The sequence below is a fragment of the Phaeobacter sp. JH20_29 genome (assembly GCF_048056175.1).
In the GTDB taxonomy this organism is placed as follows: Bacteria; Pseudomonadota; Alphaproteobacteria; order Rhodobacterales; family Rhodobacteraceae; genus Phaeobacter; species Phaeobacter bryozoorum.
On the sequence record NZ_JAYMWO010000004.1, the window covers coordinates 125,144 to 142,510 of the forward strand.

Annotated in this window: 13 protein-coding genes; 5 read left to right on the forward strand and 8 right to left on the reverse strand. The window is 64.5% G+C overall.

The window, feature by feature from the left end; translation table 11 throughout:
- Nucleotides 1-28 precede the first annotated feature (28 nt).
- Genes VWZ85_RS02370 through VWZ85_RS02380 form a run of 3 tightly spaced genes read right to left on the reverse strand, consistent with a single transcriptional unit; the run spans nt 29 to nt 3,468 of the window.
- Nucleotides 29-1,573, reverse strand: coding sequence for a Ppx/GppA family phosphatase (locus tag VWZ85_RS02370; protein WP_416586941.1), 1,545 nt, complete (start codon nt 1,571-1,573; stop codon nt 29-31).
- Between the two features lie 47 nt (nt 1,574-1,620).
- On the reverse strand, nt 1,621-2,391 hold the full coding sequence (locus tag VWZ85_RS02375; RefSeq protein WP_340546024.1) for a DnaA ATPase domain-containing protein: 771 nt from the start codon (nt 2,389-2,391) through the stop codon (nt 1,621-1,623).
- Nucleotides 2,392-2,400: 9 nt separating this feature from the next.
- Complete coding sequence (locus VWZ85_RS02380) at nt 2,401-3,468, reverse strand: AI-2E family transporter (RefSeq protein WP_340546023.1); 1,068 nt, start codon at nt 3,466-3,468, stop codon at nt 2,401-2,403.
- 223 nt (nt 3,469-3,691) lie between these two features.
- On the opposite strand from VWZ85_RS02380, the gene proS reads away from it, so the two are divergent.
- The 3 genes from proS to VWZ85_RS02395 all read left to right on the forward strand — a co-directional run bounded on the left by proS (nt 3,692) and on the right by VWZ85_RS02395 (nt 7,275).
- Nucleotides 3,692-5,047 carry a proline--tRNA ligase gene (proS, locus tag VWZ85_RS02385; RefSeq protein WP_340546022.1) on the forward strand — a complete coding sequence of 452 codons (1,356 nt, stop codon included), beginning with the start codon at nt 3,692-3,694 and terminating at the stop codon, nt 5,045-5,047.
- A gap of 229 nt (nt 5,048-5,276) precedes the next feature.
- A complete protein-coding gene (locus VWZ85_RS02390) occupies nt 5,277-6,569 on the forward strand; it encodes a lipoprotein-releasing ABC transporter permease subunit (RefSeq protein ID WP_416586944.1) in 1,293 nt (430 codons plus the stop codon).
- Complete coding sequence (locus tag VWZ85_RS02395; protein WP_416539029.1) at nt 6,562-7,275, forward strand: ABC transporter ATP-binding protein; 714 nt, start codon at nt 6,562-6,564, stop codon at nt 7,273-7,275. The genes VWZ85_RS02390 and VWZ85_RS02395 overlap by 8 nt, the downstream gene beginning before the upstream one ends.
- A 10-nt stretch (nt 7,276-7,285) precedes the next feature.
- On the opposite strand, the gene VWZ85_RS02400 is transcribed toward VWZ85_RS02395, so the two are convergent.
- The 4 genes from VWZ85_RS02400 to parE form a co-directional block, all read right to left on the reverse strand.
- Entirely contained in the window at nt 7,286-7,972 is a 687-nt protein-coding gene (locus tag VWZ85_RS02400; protein WP_416586948.1) for a hypothetical protein, read from the reverse strand.
- A gap of 62 nt (nt 7,973-8,034) precedes the next feature.
- On the reverse strand, nt 8,035-10,101 hold the full coding sequence (locus VWZ85_RS02405; protein ID WP_416586951.1) for a molybdopterin-dependent oxidoreductase: 2,067 nt from the start codon (nt 10,099-10,101) through the stop codon (nt 8,035-8,037).
- Nucleotides 10,102-10,202: 101 nt separating this feature from the next.
- A complete protein-coding gene (locus tag VWZ85_RS02410; protein WP_416546302.1) occupies nt 10,203-10,955 on the reverse strand; it encodes a hypothetical protein in 753 nt (250 codons plus the stop codon).
- 1,109 nt (nt 10,956-12,064) lie between these two features.
- The gene (gene parE, locus VWZ85_RS02415) at nt 12,065-14,023 is read right to left on the reverse strand and encodes a DNA topoisomerase IV subunit B (protein WP_416586954.1); all 1,959 of its coding nucleotides are present in this window, start codon (nt 14,021-14,023) and stop codon (nt 12,065-12,067) included.
- Nucleotides 14,024-14,249: 226 nt separating this feature from the next.
- Here parE and VWZ85_RS02420 point away from each other — a divergent pair, with 226 nt between their 5' ends.
- Both VWZ85_RS02420 and VWZ85_RS02425 read left to right on the forward strand, forming a co-directional pair.
- A complete protein-coding gene (locus VWZ85_RS02420; protein ID WP_416586957.1) occupies nt 14,250-15,665 on the forward strand; it encodes a pyridoxal phosphate-dependent decarboxylase family protein in 1,416 nt (471 codons plus the stop codon).
- Nucleotides 15,666-15,896: 231 nt separating this feature from the next.
- A complete protein-coding gene (locus VWZ85_RS02425; RefSeq protein WP_416535697.1) occupies nt 15,897-16,505 on the forward strand; it encodes a carboxymuconolactone decarboxylase family protein in 609 nt (202 codons plus the stop codon).
- A gap of 9 nt (nt 16,506-16,514) precedes the next feature.
- On the opposite strand, the gene VWZ85_RS02430 is transcribed toward VWZ85_RS02425, so the two are convergent.
- Nucleotides 16,515-17,249 (reverse strand): DUF2461 domain-containing protein, encoded by a 735-nt coding sequence (locus VWZ85_RS02430; protein ID WP_340546012.1) that lies wholly within the window; start codon nt 17,247-17,249, stop codon nt 16,515-16,517.
- Between the last annotated feature and the right edge of the window lie 118 nt (nt 17,250-17,367).

The window sequence follows — 17,367 nt, forward strand, 5'->3', positions numbered from 1 at the left end:
CTGACCCGATGCGGGGCAGGCGCTGCGGTCACTTGCGGATCTTAACCCGCAGCTCGGCCTCCAGCGAGCGGGCGAGCGAGGCCAGACGGGCCTCTGCCACCTCGCCAAACAGCGGCTCCGCCTCGGCCGGCAGTTCCAGCAGCAGGTGTTTCTTGCGCGGTTGCCAGACCAGCTTGCCAATGTCGCCATCCTTGCTGACCATCAGCATGGCGCCGAACCGCATCGCCTTGCCCAGGATCTCGGCCTCTTTCTTGCCGCGCTCGTCCAGAAGATCATAGAGATATTCAAACGCCGTCCCCTGCCGCTTGTTGCGATAGCGGTGCAGCAGCGCAAGGCCGAGAAAGATCCGTTCGGAGTGTTTCAGCCCGCCCAGATTGGCCCGTGTGGCGTTGTCGAAACAGACCTCGGCGCGATAGTCGGGATGGGCGCGCCAGCTGACGTCATGCAGCAGGCAGGCGGCTTTCACCAGCCGGGTCTTGGCATGGTCGGAGGATCTGAACAGCGGCGAGACGAATTCATACAGCGTGCGGCCAAAACCGGGGATGCGGGCATCCTTCTGCTCGGCAAAGCGGCTGGCTTCGATCAGCGGATCGCGGTCGCGCAGGCGCTGGGGCATCTGCTCATAGAGCAGCCCCTCGCGGATGCCATAGCTGGAGACCGCGATATCCTTGGGCCGAAAGGTCTTGACCAGCCGCGACAGCACATCGGCGGCATAGGGCACCAGCGACATCCGGGCGCTGGAAACACCGCATTCGGCGCGCAGCTCTTCCAGGTCCTGGGTCTCGATATAGCGCAGGGTCTCGCGCACGGATTGGGCGCTCATGCGGTATTCATGCAGGACCCGCAGCGGGTAGCCGCGCCGCGCCATGTCGATCCGCGCAATCGCCCGCCAGCTGCCGCCGACCAGAAACAGCCGGTCGTTCTGCTGGCCCATCTCGCTGCGCAGGCCCTCCATCACCTCGGTGATATGCGCCTTGCGGCCACGCCTGCCTCCCGCAACGTCGCGCAGTTTCAGCGGGCCGAGTGAGGAGGTCACCCGTTTGCCGACCTCACCGTCATGGATTTCTGCCAGCTCCATGGAGGAGCCACCGATATCGCAGACCAGACCATAGGATCCGGGCCAGCCCAGCAGCACGCCCTGCGCAGACAGGCGCGCCTCTTCCTGACCGTTGATGACCCAGATCTTCAGCCCGGTTTCGCGCAGCACCTCGTCGCAGAAATCCTGCCCGTCGCTGGCATCGCGCACCGCCGCAGTGGCCACCACCGACAGCGGCGGCATGTCCATGCCCGCGGCCAGATGCTGGAACCGGCGCAGCGCCGACAGGGCGCGGATGCGCCCCTCCGGGTTCAGCCGACCGGTCTCCGACAGGCCAGCGCCCAGGGCACACATGATTTTTTCGTTATAGAAATAGGCGGGGCTACGGGCGGCCCCGTCAAAGATCACCATCCGCACCGAGTTGGAGCCGACGTCCACCACGCCCACCCGTGACAGGGCGCGGGCGCCCGGATCGTCAAACAAGGGTCGGCCAAAAGGCCCCCAATCGGCGGTGGCAGGCTCCGGTGTCACGTGCATGTTGGCTCCGTTACGTGTCGTCAGGATGGGGGATCGGCAAAGCCGGGTCAATCGCAGGCTGCGGCAGCGCCGGACCTGTCTGCGGCATCGGCTGATGCGGTGGCGGCTGGTTTCTCCGCAGGCCGCGACGGGCTGCGCGCGGTTCGGGCAGGGCGGTCCGACATCAGCTCGACCGCCAGCACCCGCGACACCATCCGCCCTTCGGCGAGGGACAGGCGGTCCAGCTCCTCGACGATCTGCGAGGCTGCGGCAAAGGAGCGGTCCATATGCGCCACCAGATAGGGGATCACATCGGGTTTCGGGGTGATCTGCCGGTCGTTGAACAGTTTTGCCAGCACCACCGACAGCAGCGCGTCATCCGGCGGTTGCAGCTGGGCATGGGTCGCGCCTTCGACCCTGCTTTGCAGATCGGGCAGCGACATCGCCCACAGATGCGGTGCGGCCCGCCCGGTCAGCATCAGCGCATGGCCATTGGCCAGAACCAGATTGTGCAGGTGAAACAGGGCATCCTGCGCCTCGGCGTTATCGGCAATATCCGGCACGTCCTCGATGGCGATCGGGCCGTCAGCCAGATGCGGCACATCCGCCTTGGTCAGCTGCCAGGCGGGCAGGATGCGCGCGCCGGAGTTGCTGGCCCAGACATGCACCAGATGGGTCTTGCCGGAGCGTTTCGGCCCGCTCAGCACCAGCTTGCCGCCGGGCCAGGCAAAGGCGGGATCCAGCATCGCCACCGCCATCGCATTGGAGGGCGCGACAAAGAAATCGTCCCGTCCAAGCGCCGGTTTCGCCGGGAGGTCAAAGCTCAGCTGTTGTGCCATGGGTCAGGTTCAGTCCGCGTCGTGAAAGGCTTTGCCCTGGTAGAGGCGACTGTCCAGATAACGCTCAACCAGGAACCGCGCAATCACCCCGAGTGCGGCGGCAACCGGCACCGCGATCAACATGCCGACAAAGCCGAACAGCGCGCCAAAGACCGACAGCGCCAGCAGCAGCCAGACCGGATGCAGCCCAACCGAATTGCCGACCAGCTTGGGGGTGAGCAGATTGCCCTCAACCACCTGACCGATCACGAAAATGCCTGCGACCATGCCGATCGACCACCAGTCGCCCCAGAACTGGAACAGCGCCAGCCCGATGGCCAGCGCGCCGCCGATCAGCGCGCCGAGATAGGGGATAAAGGTGACCAGACCGGCGATGAACCCCACCGCAAGACCGAAGTTCAGCCCCACCAGCATCAGCGCCACCGCGTAATAGGTGCCGAGAATCAGGCAGACCGTCCCCATGCCGCGGATAAAGGAGGCCAGCACCTTGTCGATGCGCGCGGCCAGCTCGCGGATGGTGGGGGCGTGATCGCGCGGCAGCAGCTCGTCGATCCGCGCAACCATGCGATCCCAATCGACCAAAAAATAGACCGCGACCACCGGAACAATCACAAACAGCACCATGACGTTGACCAGCGAAACCGCGGAGCCGACAACGCCCTCCAGCACGCTGATCGCCTTGCTTTGCAGGGTCTGGGCGATGGACACGATGGTCTGCTGGGCACGGCTGCCCTCGTCAAACAGGGACGGGGCCTGTTTCTGGGCAAAGTCGCGCAGGTTCTTGAAGGCCTCCGGCAGCACCTGCGCGAGGTCGATCATCTGGTAGATCAGCGTCGGCACCACCACCAGCAGCAGCACCACGAACAGCAGTACCGCCGCAACGGTGATGGTTGCGGTGGCCGCCGTGCGGCTGAGCCCCGCCGCTTCCAGCCGGTCGGCAATCGGATCAAGGAGATAGGCAATCGCGGCGCCCAGGACAAACGGCAGCAGGACATCGCCCAGTGCCCACATGGTCACCGCAAAGACGACAGCGGCAATGCCCCAGTATTTCAATTGCTTCTGTGCCGGAAGTGCCATGTGTTGCGTCCTGCTCTCAGCCTGATCCTAGGGGCCTGTTTGGGCAGAAGTCTTCGCCCATGCGCCCCGTCGATGCAACCCCAATGACCGGCCACCGGTTCCCGCAGGGGGGCGGTCAGGTCATCCGCCCGGTCAGCCACGTGCCGAAACGCAAAGCACGATTGCCTGAGGCGCGTCGATGGCTTAGACCGCTTGCGAACCCAGATTGATAAATGAGACCGCCATGCGCCTGTCCCGCTATTTTCTTCCCGTGCTGAAGGAGACCCCCTCCGAAGCCCAGATCGTCAGCCACCGCTACATGCTGCGCGCCGGCATGATCAAGCAGTCCTCTGCCGGGATCTATTCCTGGCTGCCCTTGGGCTTCAAGGTGCTGAAGAAGATCGAAACCATCGTCCATGAAGAGCAGATGCGCGCGGGTCATATCCCGATGCTGATGCCGACGCTGCAATCGGCCGATCTGTGGAAGGAATCGGGGCGCTATGATGACTATGGTCAGGAAATGCTGCGGATCTCCGATCGCCATGGCCGCGACATGCTCTATGGTCCCACCAACGAAGAGCTGATCACCGATATCTTCCGCAGCCATGTCGGCAGCTACAAGGATCTGCCGCTGACGCTCTACCACATCCAGTGGAAATTCCGCGACGAGATCCGCCCGCGGTTCGGTGTCATGCGGGGCCGCGAATTCTACATGAAGGACGGCTATAACTTCGACCTGACCAAAGAGGACGCGTTGCACGCCTATAACCGTCATCTGGTCAGCTATCTGCGCAGCTACGAGCGTATGGGGCTTCAGGCGATCCCGATGCGCGCCGATGGCGGGCCGATTGGCGGCGATTATACCCATGAATTCCTGGTTCTGGCCGAGACCGGCGAGAGCGAGGTGTTCTATGACAGCGCAGTCACCGATCTGACCTTTGGCGATCGCGAAATTGATTACGACAGCGTCGAGCAGTGTCAGGGCGTGCTGGAGGAGTTTACCTCGAAATATGCCCGCACCGATGAAACCCATGACGAGGCGCTGTTTAACGAGGTGCCGGAAGACCGTCGCCGGGTGGCGCGCGGGATCGAGGTTGGCCAGATCTTCTACTTTGGTACCAAATATTCCGAAGCGATGGGTGCCAATGTGCAAGGCCCCGATGGCAAGCAGTCGCCGGTCCATATGGGCTCGCACGGGATCGGCGTTTCGCGTCTCCTTGGCGCCATCATCGAGGCCAGCCACGACGAAAAGGGCATCATCTGGCCCGAAGGTGTGACGCCGTTCCACTGCGGGATCGTGAACCTCAAACAGGGCGACGAAGAAGCCGACGCCGCCTGTGAGAGCCTTTATGACGCGCTGACAGCTGTCGGGCTGGAGCCGCTTTATGATGATCGCAAGGAACGGGCAGGCGGTAAATTCGCCACCATGGACCTGATCGGTCTGCCCTGGCGCATCACCGTCGGCCCGCGTGGTCTGAAAAACGGCGTGGTCGAACTCACCTCGCGCCGCAGCGGCGAAAGCGAGGAACTCTCGCCCGAGGCGGCAGTGCAGAAGATCGTGGAGATCTATGCCGCCCACCGGACCGGCCGGGGCTTCTGAAGCGGCGCATAGCCCGCGACACGCCCTTATGGAACGATCAGCACGGTCCGCGCCCCATTGGTGCGGACCGTTTGCGTCTGGGCCTGGAATTTTGCCAAAAAACCCAGCGCCCGGCCGATGGCGGTGGATTGGTGTCATCGCCGGGGAATGCTGCCGGGGCGGAAACCAGATCTTGACCTTGGGCCGTGGGCAGCACAGGTTGCGCTGAACTTTGCCCGGCAGGATCATTATGGCCACACCACTCCCTTTTTCCCGTTTTGAATGGCTGATCGCCTGGCGTTATCTGCGGGCGCGCCGGGCCGAAGGGGGCGTCAGTGTGATGACCTGGATCAGCCTCATCGGCATTGCGCTTGCCGTCTTTGCGCTGATTGCCACATTGGCGGTGCGCACCGGGTTCCGCTCGGAATTTGTCGGCACCATTCTGGGGGCCAATGCGCATGTGACGCTCTATTCACATGGCACGGTGACCGAACAGGGCCAGCTGGACCGCAAGCTGACAGAGTATGACGCCCTGGCCGAGGCCGCCGCCGCGGTGCCGGGTGTGATCCGCAGCGCGCCGCTGATCAAAGGGCAGGTGATGGCAAGCCTGCGCCAGCGCAGCGCCGGGGTTGAGGTCTTTGGCATCTCGGCTGCCAATATCGCCAGCCTGCCGGGGATTGCCCAGAGCGAGGCGGCGATTGGTGACCTGTCGCGGTTTGACGAAGGCGTGGCGCTGGGATCTGGCGTGGCCCGTGAACTGGGCGTGAGCGTCGGCGACCGGATCAAGCTGATTTCCCCCGATGGGGTCAAGACCGCCTTTGGCACCAGCCCGCGCGTCAATGCCTATGAGGTGGTCTATATCTTCACCGCCGGGCGCTATGACATCGACCGCACCCGGCTTTACATGCCTTTTGCCGAGGCGCAGAGCTATTTCAACCGCGAAGGCTTTGCCGATGAAATCGAGGTGATGGTGGAGGATCCCGAAACCGTTGACCGTCTGGTGCTGCCGCTGTTGCAGGCCGGGGATGAGGTTGCCCCGGGCATCGGCGTCTGGACCTGGCGCGATGCCTCGGGTGGCTTCCTGCGTGCGCTGGAGGTCGAGGACAATGTGATGTTCATCATCCTGTCGATCCTGGTGCTGATTGCCACGATGAATATCGTCTCCGGGCTGATCATGCTGGTCAAGAACAAGGGCCGCGATATCGGCATCCTGCGCACCATTGGCCTCAGCGAAGGGTCGGTGATGCGGGTGTTTTTCCTCTGCGGGGCCTGTACTGGCGTTGTGGGTACCCTGCTGGGCGTGATCCTTGGCTGCCTATTCGCGATCTATATCGATCCGATTTTCTCCTTTGTGAACTATGTGATGGGGGGCGGGGTCTGGGATCCGGCGATCCGGGGCATCTATGCGCTGCCCGCCGAGCTGCGGCTGGCGGATGTGCTGTCGGCGGTGGCGCTGTCGCTGACCTTGTCCTTTGTCATCACCATTTTCCCGGCACGGCGCGCGGCGCGGATGAACCCGGTGGAGGCGCTGCGCTATGAATAATTTCGAAATGCAGACAGGCGCGCAATCTGCCGTATTGCAGCTGAGCCAGGTCGGCAAATCCTACAACCACGGCCTGCCAACGCAGGTGGATGTGCTGACTGGCATTGATCTGACGGTGAAGCCCGGAGAGATCGTGGCGCTGGTGGCGCCCTCTGGCGCCGGCAAATCCACGCTGCTGCATACGGCCGGCCTGCTGGACACGCCCGATCGCGGCACGGTGCGGATTGGCGGGCAGGATCTGACCGGCAAATCCGAGCGGCGGCGTACGGCGGTGCGGCGGCAGGATGTGGGGTTTGTCTACCAGTTCCATCATCTGCTGGCGGAGTTCACCGCGCTGGAAAACATCGTGTTGCCGCAGCTGGCCAATGGCATCAGCCAGGCCAAGGCAGAGGCGCGGGCGCAGGATCTGCTGGCGCGGGTCGGGCTGAGCGACCGCGCCGGGCACCGCCCTGCGGCGATGTCGGGCGGCGAGCAGCAGCGGGTGGCGTTTTGCCGGGCGCTGGCCAACGGGCCGCGTCTGCTTCTGGCGGATGAGCCGACAGGCAACCTCGATCCCGCTACCGCCGATCAGGTCTTTGCGGTGCTGATGGAGCTGGTGGCCGAGACCGGCATGGCGGCGCTGATTGCCACCCATAATCTGGAGCTGGCAGAGCGCATGGACCGGGTGGTGCGGTTGGACGGCGGGCAGCTCCATCCGGGGCTCTGAGCCGCATCGGTCAGGCGCAGATACCGCCCAGCTCGGCGCCTTTCCACGGCAGGTAGACATCGCTTTCGCGGCTTTGCGGCAGGTCTGAGACGGGCATCGCCGCCTTCAGCATTACATGCAGCCGCTTGGTGCGCGCGCCGGTTGGGTCCAGCGCACGGCAGCAGACGTATTCTTCGACAATCGCGCCCTGCTGTTCATAGGCAAAGTCGATGAAGCGGTCGTCGCCTTTCAGATCAAACAGATAGGGATCATCCGTCGCGCGGTGTTCGGCAGCGGCGCGCAGCGGGTGATAGCCGGTCTTGGCGCGTTGCTGCCATTGCCAGACATGGGTCGCCTCATGGGCCAGCAGCATCGCCTCCACCAGATAGAGCCGCTCGGGGTAGGCGGGCATGTAGTCGTCGATATACCAGTCGCGCACGAAGAAGATGCGGTTGAACAGAGCCAGTGCGGCGGGGGAAGAGGTGACGATCTCATCCTTTACGGGCGGCAGGATGCGTTCGCGGCAGGTCACGCGGGGGCGTGGCTTGCGGCGAAATGTGACCTGCGAGAGTGGCGCGCCCTTGACGATGCGCAGGCGGTTCATATCCAGTTCGGGCCCGTGAATACGGCTGAGGAACTGCTGTTCGCCTTCGGACAGCGGACGCCCGCAGGACAGCAGGGCAAGACACCCCAGGACGAGACAGAACCGCGCGATCATGGACCCACCCTAGGACAAGTTGCGCCTGGGTGGGAACTGGTTTTGCGAGCTTTGTTGCGTGGTCAGCTGGCAGCGCGGCGCAGGTCCACGAAGGTCTCGTTATAGCAGGCGCCATCTTCGGTATCGGTGCGGATATCGGCGGGGATCAGCGCGTTGACGGTCAGACCCGTGGCGCTGCTGGCGCGCCAGGTGCCCTTGGGGCTGTAGAGCACGCCAGGTCGGGTCGCATCGCTGATTTTCAGCCGCAGGGTGACGGTGGCCCGATCGTTGAAGACCTCCAGCAGATCGCCATCGGTCAGCTCACGGCTGGCGGCATCCTTTGGGTGCATTTCGAGCATTTCGGCCCCATCTGAGGGTGGCTGATCGCCAAAGGTGGCATTGGTGCGTTTCGCAGAGGACGGTGTGATCAGCACAAAGGGGGCGCTGCGCGGCACCGGATCATAGCGCGGCACGCCAAAGCCGTAGCGGGTCTCGTAGTCCTCGCTGAACAGCTCAATCTTGCCCGAGGCGGTGGCCGGCGCAATTGTATCACAGAGGATCGGTGCGGCGCCCTCGGCAGCGGTGATTTCCAGCGCCCGGTCGAGGGGGATTTCACTGGGGCGGTGGCCCTGAAGCTGTGGATGATTGCCGTCCAGCGCCTGATCCATCAGCTCGGCATCGCTGGCCTGAAACAGCGGGTCGTCATAGCCGAACCGCGCGGCCAGACGGCGGAAAATCTCGGTATTGGGCAGGCTGTCGCCCACCAGCGGAATGACCGGGGCGGCACGCTGGATGAAGTTCTGGCCGTAAGCACCATAGACATCGTCATATTCGAAATGGCTGGCGGCGGGCAGGATCACATCGCACATCCGCATGGAATCGGTCATCGCCACATCGCAGCCCGCGATAAAGATATCCTCCTGGCTGAGCGCTTCGATCAGGCGGGCCTGATCGGGGTGGGTGGCGACCGGGTTGTGATTGTAGATCATCACCGCCTTGACCGGGATGCGCATATCGCGATCCAGCAGTTTGCGCGCCACATCGACGATGTTGAACACCCGTGTGTCCGGGTCGATCAGGTGGCTGGCCTGCAAGCGGTCCTGTGTTTTGGGGGTGGCGAGGCCGGGTTTGGCCAGCACCCCGGCGCCCAGCCGCCCGTGATGGCCGGTCAGCGCCTGGAGCGCCATGGCCGCACGCAGGCCGGAGCCGCCGGAGCGTCCGCGTTCGATCCCGTTGCCGAGCGAGGTGGACATGCAGCGGGCCTGTGCGATCCAATCCGCCAGCTGGTGGAACTGCGCCAGCGGGATGCCGCAGACCTCGGCCACCTGATCGGGGGTATAGCTGCGCGCGGCCTTCACGTATGGTTCGGACCCCGTGGTCCACTGGGCGATGAAGTCATGATCCAGCGCGCCGCGCCGCTCCAGCTCAGCCGCCAGTGCCATCGCCAGCACCACATCGGTGCCCGGCACCGGTTGCAGATGCAGGTCGCAGTGTTCGGCAATCTTGGTGCGCTTGGGGTCGATCACCACCAGCCGTGTGCCCTTGGCGCGGGCTTGTTTCAGCAGCGGCGCCATATGCAGGTTGGAAACCGTAATGTTATTGCCCCAGACCAGCACCAGATCCGAATGCAGCAGCTGGTGTGGCGGCATGCCGGGAGCGGCGCCGAACAGGCTCTCATAGGCGCCACCGCGCACCCCGCCGCAGAGCGGCCCCCGGTTCAGCCGGGTTGCGCCCATGTGGTAGAAAAACCGCCGGTCCATCGACCCGCCGGCCAGCTCGCCGTGGGGGCCTGCGTAGTTGAAGGGCAGCACCGATTGCGCGCCGTGGGCGGTGATTGCGCGCATGAACCCGGCGTGGATCAGGTCCAGCGCCTGCTCCCAGCTGATCGGCTCATAGCTGCCGCTGCCGCGCGGGCCGCTGCGGCGCAGCGGCTGGGTCAGCCGGTTGGGACCATGCACGAAGCCTGCAAAACTGCGCGCCACCTTGTTGCAGATCACCGCGTCGGTCAGCGGATTGGCATGTGATCCGCGCACCGCCGTGATCTCGCCATCCGTGACACTGACGCTGAGGCTGCAGGTGTCGGGGCAATCCAGCGGGCAGACGCTGGGCAACTGGGTGGTCGGGCTATCGGCAGGGGCGTTGTCGCGCATGGCTGGGCTCGCAAATCTGAAAGGGTCTGTTGCGGTCAGCCTAGCCTGGAATGTGACCTTGTCGAAATGGCCAGTTCGGTGAGTTTTGATAAGGCCAGGACCTAGCGCAGATCCACCACCGATTTGCCCAGCCGGAACGGCGCGGCAAAGGCCACCATGCAGAGCGCGAGGATCTGCAACACCAGAATATGAGCGTTGTCCTGAAGATATTCCCATTCGCTCTTGAGCTGGGTGATCTGCCCGATCAGCGCGTCATAGGCGCGGGCCAGGATCAGAAAATCGCCCGCAATGGTCGGCACCTTGCGGCGCAGGGTGTCGACGGCGGCTTTGGTCGGGGCATCCAGCGCGGTAAAAACGGTGAAGGCCGCGGGATCGAAGGCATCCGCCTTGGCGGCCATTTCCATCATCTCAGGCGTGTGCTCGGCGCGGCCAAAGATCAGCCGCAGCCCCTGCAGCGGGGTGACCTGATCGGTGACGGCGATGAACAGCGGCAGCTCGGCATTGCCCGCGGTGGAGGCGGAGAGAAACTCGATCTTGTCGCAGAGCGTGGCGATATCGCTGTCATAGGCCGGATCGCAGAAGCGCAGGCGAAAGCGCGCGGCGTCGCGGTCAAAAGAGGCGGTGGCGGCATAGGCGATGTCGATCTGCCGTTCCAGCCGCCCGGTGTCGGCCTTGTAGATGCCCGCCAGCACAGCGACCAGCGCGCCGATACCGCCGAGCACCACCCAGCCCAGATCCGCCAGCCGCCAGACGCGGTGTCCTGCAGGATGGCGAAACAGCAGCGCGGTGCCAAGGCTGCCTGCACCGAAACACAGGAGGATCAGCAGCAGCTGATTGTCGGCGATGGTCATCATGGCGGCGGCTCCTGCGGGTGGGTCCGGGGTGGGCTGGCTCAGGGGAAGTGTAGAAAGACCAGCGCCTTGCAGGCAAGCGCTATCACCGCGCGGCCGGTGATGCCCAGTGGCGCGGTGGGGGATGTCCTGATTGTGATGTCACCCGCGTGGTGGGGAACGGGTCGGTGCTACGGGCAGCAAAGAGCAGGCGGCGCCGCCAAGGGCCCAATGTCTCCACTGGGGCCAGAGGCGGAGGGTGGGATGGGGTTTGCCCATCTTCGCGAGATATCTGCGAACCGCCCCGGTTGCTGGCCGTGGCGTCCGATCTCCAGGTGGTGGGGCGGGGTGTCAGTCCGCCCCGGATGTCGCGACGGGATCAGCCTGGCAGATCGGGTTTAAGCGAAGGTGGAGGGGGCGTGCGGTGGTCCGGGGGCTGGCGCAACGGGGGTACGAGGCACCTTGACCGGGCCGCGTGCCAGCCCCCGGCAGGCGCAGACCTATAGGCGGGATGCCTTCCCCCTCTCGGCGGCAAAACCGCCTGCCGGGCAGGGGGCGGGAGTATTTGGGGAAGGTGAAGGGGTTGGCGGTGTGCCCCTTTGGGACGTGGGGCGCCAGCCGCACGGCCCGCGCCTGACCTTCCCCCCCGGGAAGGCGCTTCACGCCTCCCCAAGGTCAGGCGCGGGCCTTGTGGTGCGGGAGGGAAGCAGGAAAGCAATGAAGCAACAGGATTTTGATAATGTGGGTTCGGCGCCTCGTCTCTTTCAGATGATCAGAGGCGGGGTTGTCTCGCAATAGTCGCGAGGGCCGACCACTTTCACAAGAGCGCCCAGACGAGACGCCTCAGACCTTATCCGCGGGGCGGCGAGCCCTATCGCCACATTCGGGTCCTGGGTTTGAGCCAGTCCTCCTGGGCAATCCGCTTTATTGCGGACCTCGTTGGTAGTGCGCAGAGGCAACAATTTGATCCTAACCCGGTTTCCCTTTCGGGCGCTCCAAGAGGCCACTACACCTCCTGCCTCAAGTCAGGGAGAAAGAAAAACGCTTCCAAGAGAAGCTCCTTCCTCCCGCACTTGTGCGGGTCCACTACATGTAGGGGGCGGATGAACTAATGCAAGCATATGGTGTGAAATTTATACATCCAGCTCCTCCACGAACTTTGCGTTTTCCTGAATATACTGGAAACGAAGCTCGGGTTTCTTGCCCATCAGACGCTCGACCAGGTCGCCGGTCTCGCCGGGCTCGTCCTCGTCGATGGTGACGCGGATCAGCTTGCGGGTCTTGGGGTCCATCGTGGTCTCTTTCAAATCCTTGGCGTCCATTTCGCCAAGACCCTTGAAGCGGGAGACGTCGATCTTGCCCTTGCCGCCGAGGCCCTTTTCCAGCCATTTGTCGCGCTCGGCCTCATCGAGGCAGTAGACGCGGCGCGCACCCTGGGTCAGGCGGAACAGCGGCGGGCAGGCGAGATAGAGGTGGCCGCCGTCAATGAGCGGGCGCATCTGGGTGAAGAAGAAGGTCATCAGGAGCGAGGCGATATGGGCGCCGTCGACGTCCGCATCGGTCATGATGATGATCTTGTCATAGCGCAGATCGTCGAGGTTGAATTTGGTGCCAAGGCCGACGCCAAGCGCCTCGCAGAGGTCGTTGATCTCCTGATTGGAGCCGAGTTTGTTGGAGGCCGCGCCCAGCACGTTCAGGATCTTGCCCTTCAGGGGCAAGAGCGCCTGATTGACCCGGTTGCGCGCGCCCTTGCCGGAGCCGCCCGCGGAGTCGCCCTCGACAATGAACAGTTCGGTGCCGGCGCGGTCCTTGGAGGTGCAGTCGGTCAGCTTGCCGGGCAGGCGCAGTTTCTTGGTGGCGGATTTACGCTGGGTCTCTTTCTCCTGCTTGCGGCGCAGGCGTTCCTCAGCCCGCAGCACGAGAAAGTCGAGGATGGCGCCGGCCGATTTGGTGTCAGCCGCCAGCCAGTTGTCGAAATGATCGCGGACCGAGTTTTCCACCATCTTGGCGGCGGCCTCGGTCGAGAGGCGGTCCTTGGTCTGGCCGACAAAGGCGGGATCGGCGATGAAACAGGAGACCAGCGCGCAGCCGCCCGCCATCAGGTCGTCGCGGGTGATATTGCCGGCCTTCTTGTTGCTGACCAGCTCGCCGTAGGCCCTGATCCCTTTTAGGATTGCGGCCCAGAAGCCCGCCACATGGGTGCCGCCCTCGGGTGTGGGGACGGTGTTACAGTAGGACTGGGTGAAGCCGTCGCGGGACGGCGTCCAGTTGATCGCCCATTCCACGTATCCCGGCGCGTTGAATTTCTCGCGGAACTCAACCTTACCGGCAAAGGGTTGGTCGGCGTAGACGGAGGATTTTCCGAGCACTTCTGTCAGGTAGTCCTTGAGGCCGCCGGGGAAGTGGAAGGTGGCCTCGGTCGGGGTCTCATTGTCGTCGATTTCCGATTTCCAGCGGATTTCGACGCCGGAGAACAGATAGGCCTTGGAGCGCACGAGGGTAAACAGGCGCTTGGGCTTGAACCGGTGGGAGCCGAAGATCTGTTCATCCGCGTGGAATGTGACGAAGGTGCCGCGCTTGTTGGGGGCGGCGCCGATTTTTTCCACCGGACCCTGGGGGAGGCCGCGCGAGAAGCGCTGTTCGAACAGTTCCTTGTTCTTGGCCACTTGCACGACCATGGAATCCGACAGTGCGTTCACCACGGAGGAGCCGACGCCGTGCAGACCGCCAGAGGTCTGATAGGCCTTGCCGGAGAATTTGCCGCCTGCGTGCAGGGTGCAGAGGATCACCTCAAGTGCCGATTTGTCCGGGAACTTCGGGTGCGGATCAATCGGGATGCCACGGCCATTGTCGGAGATGGTGACGGAAAAATCCGCGTGCAGCGTCACCTCGATCCGGTTGGCGTGGCCCGCGACGGCCTCGTCCATGGAGTTGTCGAGGATCTCGGCGACCATATGGTGCAGCGCGCGCTCATCGGTGCCGCCGATATACATGCCGGGGCGCTGGCGGACCGGTTCGAGGCCTTCCAGAACCTCGATCGAGGAAGCGTCATAGGTCTCAGAAGCGGGCGTGCTGAGGAGGTCGTCGGCCATATGCGGGGCTGCTCTTGGTTGGTTTTGATTGGCCGCCATTATGGCAGGTGTTGGGGCCGGGTGGAAGAGGCACGCAAGGGGCTGTGGATAAGGCAGGGCAGGGCGCGCGGCGATCAGTTCATCGACGGTAAGGCCGGGCAACCGGGCCGCGGCGATATTCTTCGTGCGGTGTCTCGGCTTGCGGGCTACACCTGTGGGCAGCGGCAGGCAGGAGGAGGGCGCGCGGGTGGCTGAGACTGGGATCAAGACGCAGGATTGGGCGGTGTTCCGCGCTGAGGCGCAGCGGATGCTGGAGGCGGCGCTGGACCAGATGCAAGAGGCAGCGGAGCGCCCCTGGCAGCCGGTGCCGGAGGATATTGACGCGCGCTATGCGGTGACGGCGGAGGCGCTGGGGCCGCAGGCGGCGGTGGACCGGATCATCCGCGATGTGCTGCCCTATCACGGTGGCAACACCCATCCGCGGTTCTGGGGCTGGGTGCAGGGATCGGGTCTGGCGACGGATCTGATCGCCTCGGTTGCGGCGGCGGCGGTCAATGCCAATATGGGCGGGCGCGACCATGGCGCGAACTACATGGAGCGCGCGGTTGTCGACTGGACGCGCCGCAAAATGGGGATGCCGGAGGGGGCCAGCGGCATTCTGGTGACCGGCACCTCGCAGGCGACGGTGATTGCCTTTCAGGCGGCGCGGCTGCGGGTGCTGAAGGATGTCCGCAAGACCGGCCAGGGCGCGGTGCGGCTGACCGCCTATGCGGGCGAGGGCGTGCATAATGCCTCGCTGAAGGCGGTGGAGCTGTTGGGTATCGGTTCGGACAATCTGCGCAAGGTGCCGCTGGTCGATGGCCGGCTGGACTGCGCGGCCTTGGCCCGGATGGTGGCCGAGGATCGGGCCAGGGGCGCGCTGCCCTTTCTGCTGGTGGGCAATGCGGGCACCGTGGATCTGGGGCAGTTTGACGATCTGAATGCCTTGGCCGATGCGGCAGCGGATCTGGGGCTGTGGCTGCATGTGGACGGGGCCTTTGGCGCCTGGACGCGGATTGCGGCGGAGCCTTACCGGTCGCTGAGTGACGGGATCGGGCGGGCCGACAGCATCGCGCTGGATTTCCACAAATGGATGTATGTGGGCTATGACTGCGGCATGGCGCTGCTGCGCAACGAGGACGAGCACCGGGCGGCCTTTGCGGCGCGGCCTGCCTATCTGGAAGGCGCCGAGCGCGGGCTGGCGGGCGGTGAGCCGTGGTTCTGCGACTATGGCATTGACCTCAGCCGTGGCAACCGGGCGCTGAAGGTCTGGACGGCGCTTGAGACCTATGGCGAGGCGGCGTTCTGCGAGGCGATTACCGGCAATTGCGAGCTGGCGGCGCTGATGGCGGCTGAGGTTGAGGCGCAGCCGCTGATGGCACTGGGCGCGCCGGTGGTATCGAATATCTGCGTCTTCACCGCGCGCAGCGATCTGGCGCCGGAGGCGCAGTCTGTGATCAACGCGCATATTGCCCAGACCCTGCAGGAAAGCGGCGAGGCGGTGTTCTCGACCACCCGTGCGGAGGGCCGCGTGATGCTGCGCGCGGCGATCACCAACCACCGCAGCCGCGCGGCGGATGTGCGGGCGGCGATTGCCGCGGTGGCGCGGGAGGCGTCGGCGTAAAGCGATGAGCCCCGCGCCTGCCTGGGCGGGCGCAGGCGTGACGGCGCGGCTTGGCGTCCGGCGCGATAGATGATTGCCGTTGCGTCTTGTTGCGCCGGTGAACGCGCCTGCCGGGGGGCAGGCAGGCGCGGGGCGGCGGTGCCGCCTTGCGTAACATCTGTGACGTTCGGTTCCGTCTTTCCGCCACGTCAGATCCCGCTACTCTCGGGTCAGACAATCAGGGAGAGTAACATGGCCTGGATCAGGACCGTTCCGTTTGAAGAGGCAACCGGCAAGCTGAAAAAGCTCTACGAGCGGGTGACCGGGCCGGGCAACAATGTCGACAACATCATGATGGTGCACAGTCTGCGGCCGCATTCGATGGAAGGGCATATGGCGCTTTACAAGAATGTGCTGCACCACAGCGGCAACAGCCTGCCGAAATGGTATCTGGAGGTGCTGGGAGTCTGGGTCTCGTCCCTGAATGACTGCGCCTATTGCGTGGAGCACCATTTTGCCGGCCTCCAGCGGCTGCTGGCGGATGAGGCGCGGGGGCTGGAGATCCGCGCCGCGATCGAGGCGCGCAACCCGCAGCTGGCGCCGTTGGATCCGGCGCAGCGGGCCGGGCTGGTCTATGCGCGCAAGCTGACCGAAGCCCCGGCCGCGCTGATCGAGGCGGATATCCATGCGCTGCGGGCCGCCGGTCTGGATGACGGGCAGATTCTGGAGATCAATCAGGTCTGCGCCTATTTCTCCTATGCCAACCGCACCGTGCTGGGGCTGGGCTGTTCGATCCGGGGGGATGTGCTGGGGCTGAGCCCCAACAACAGCGACAACCCGGAGGACTGGGGCCACAGCTGATCCCGGCGATCAGGCAGCGACCGGCTTGGTCAGGATCGGGCGCAACAGGGTGAAGACGGGTGCCAGCACGAGGGCCGCGCTACAGATCGCGGCCTTTGGATCCACCGGCGACGTGAGGTCGAGATCAGACCACAGGGTCAGCGACTTGCGGCGCAGGAGATCGGCGTGGGGATGGGTCTGATCCTGTGGCCCGGGCACCCGTTTCAGCTCAGCCGCATTGGGTCGAAACCCTTTGAGGGTGAGGATATCCAGCAGCGCCGCCAGCTCATCGGCAAAGCCGCTGTCGGGGGGCTGTCGGCGCCCGTCGATCTGGTCGAGGCCTGCCGTCGGATAGACCCGGACCAGCGGTCGGCCCGCAACCGCAATGCGCCAGCGGCTGAGCGCAGCACCGTCAAGGCTCATGACACCGCCGCCGACGCGCAGCCGGGCCGGGTCGATGCCAAAGAACAGCCCGGCCCCCGGCAGCAGCGGCAGCTTCCACAGCATATGCAGATGGGTGTGATAGGGGGTCTTGTCCCTGGAAAACCGCAGATCGCGCTGGGGCCGGAACAGCTTGCCCTGAATGCCGGGGTGATGCGGGCGCAGGTAATCGGCAACCTCGGCCAGCAGCGCCTCTGCCGGGCGGCGCAGCTGGTCGTCATAGCGGGCCTTATGCGTCTGGAACCAGTCGCGGCTGTTGTTCTGCGACAGCTCCGTCAGGAAGGCCTGCGCATCAGGGATCAGCTGGCGTGTGAGATCGGACATGCAGGCGCTCCTTGCTGGCGATGATCGGCACCGCCAGCATATCACATTTGCCGCAGATCGTACGCATAAGACGGCGCGCATAACCGGCACGGCAGACGTCGGCGGGCAGATTGCAACC

Bases quoted from the DNA above. Each gene is read 5' to 3' on its own strand.
- VWZ85_RS02370 (WP_416586941.1), bottom strand. From the start codon at position 1,573: ATGCACGTGACACCGGAGCCTGCCACCGCCGATTGGGGGCCTTTTGGC.
- VWZ85_RS02375 (WP_340546024.1), bottom strand. From the start codon at position 2,391: ATGGCACAACAGCTGAGCTTTGACCTCCCGGCGAAACCGGCGCTTGGA.
- VWZ85_RS02380 (WP_340546023.1), bottom strand. From the start codon at position 3,468: ATGGCACTTCCGGCACAGAAGCAATTGAAATACTGGGGCATTGCCGCT.
- proS (WP_340546022.1), top strand. From the start codon at position 3,692: ATGCGCCTGTCCCGCTATTTTCTTCCCGTGCTGAAGGAGACCCCCTCC.
- VWZ85_RS02390 (WP_416586944.1), top strand. From the start codon at position 5,277: ATGGCCACACCACTCCCTTTTTCCCGTTTTGAATGGCTGATCGCCTGG.
- VWZ85_RS02395 (WP_416539029.1), top strand. From the start codon at position 6,562: ATGAATAATTTCGAAATGCAGACAGGCGCGCAATCTGCCGTATTGCAG.
- VWZ85_RS02400 (WP_416586948.1), bottom strand. From the start codon at position 7,972: ATGATCGCGCGGTTCTGTCTCGTCCTGGGGTGTCTTGCCCTGCTGTCC.
- VWZ85_RS02405 (WP_416586951.1), bottom strand. From the start codon at position 10,101: ATGCGCGACAACGCCCCTGCCGATAGCCCGACCACCCAGTTGCCCAGC.
- VWZ85_RS02410 (WP_416546302.1), bottom strand. From the start codon at position 10,955: ATGATGACCATCGCCGACAATCAGCTGCTGCTGATCCTCCTGTGTTTC.
- parE (WP_416586954.1), bottom strand. From the start codon at position 14,023: ATGGCCGACGACCTCCTCAGCACGCCCGCTTCTGAGACCTATGACGCT.
- VWZ85_RS02425 (WP_416535697.1), top strand. From the start codon at position 15,897: ATGGCCTGGATCAGGACCGTTCCGTTTGAAGAGGCAACCGGCAAGCTG.
- VWZ85_RS02430 (WP_340546012.1), bottom strand. From the start codon at position 17,249: ATGTCCGATCTCACACGCCAGCTGATCCCTGATGCGCAGGCCTTCCTG.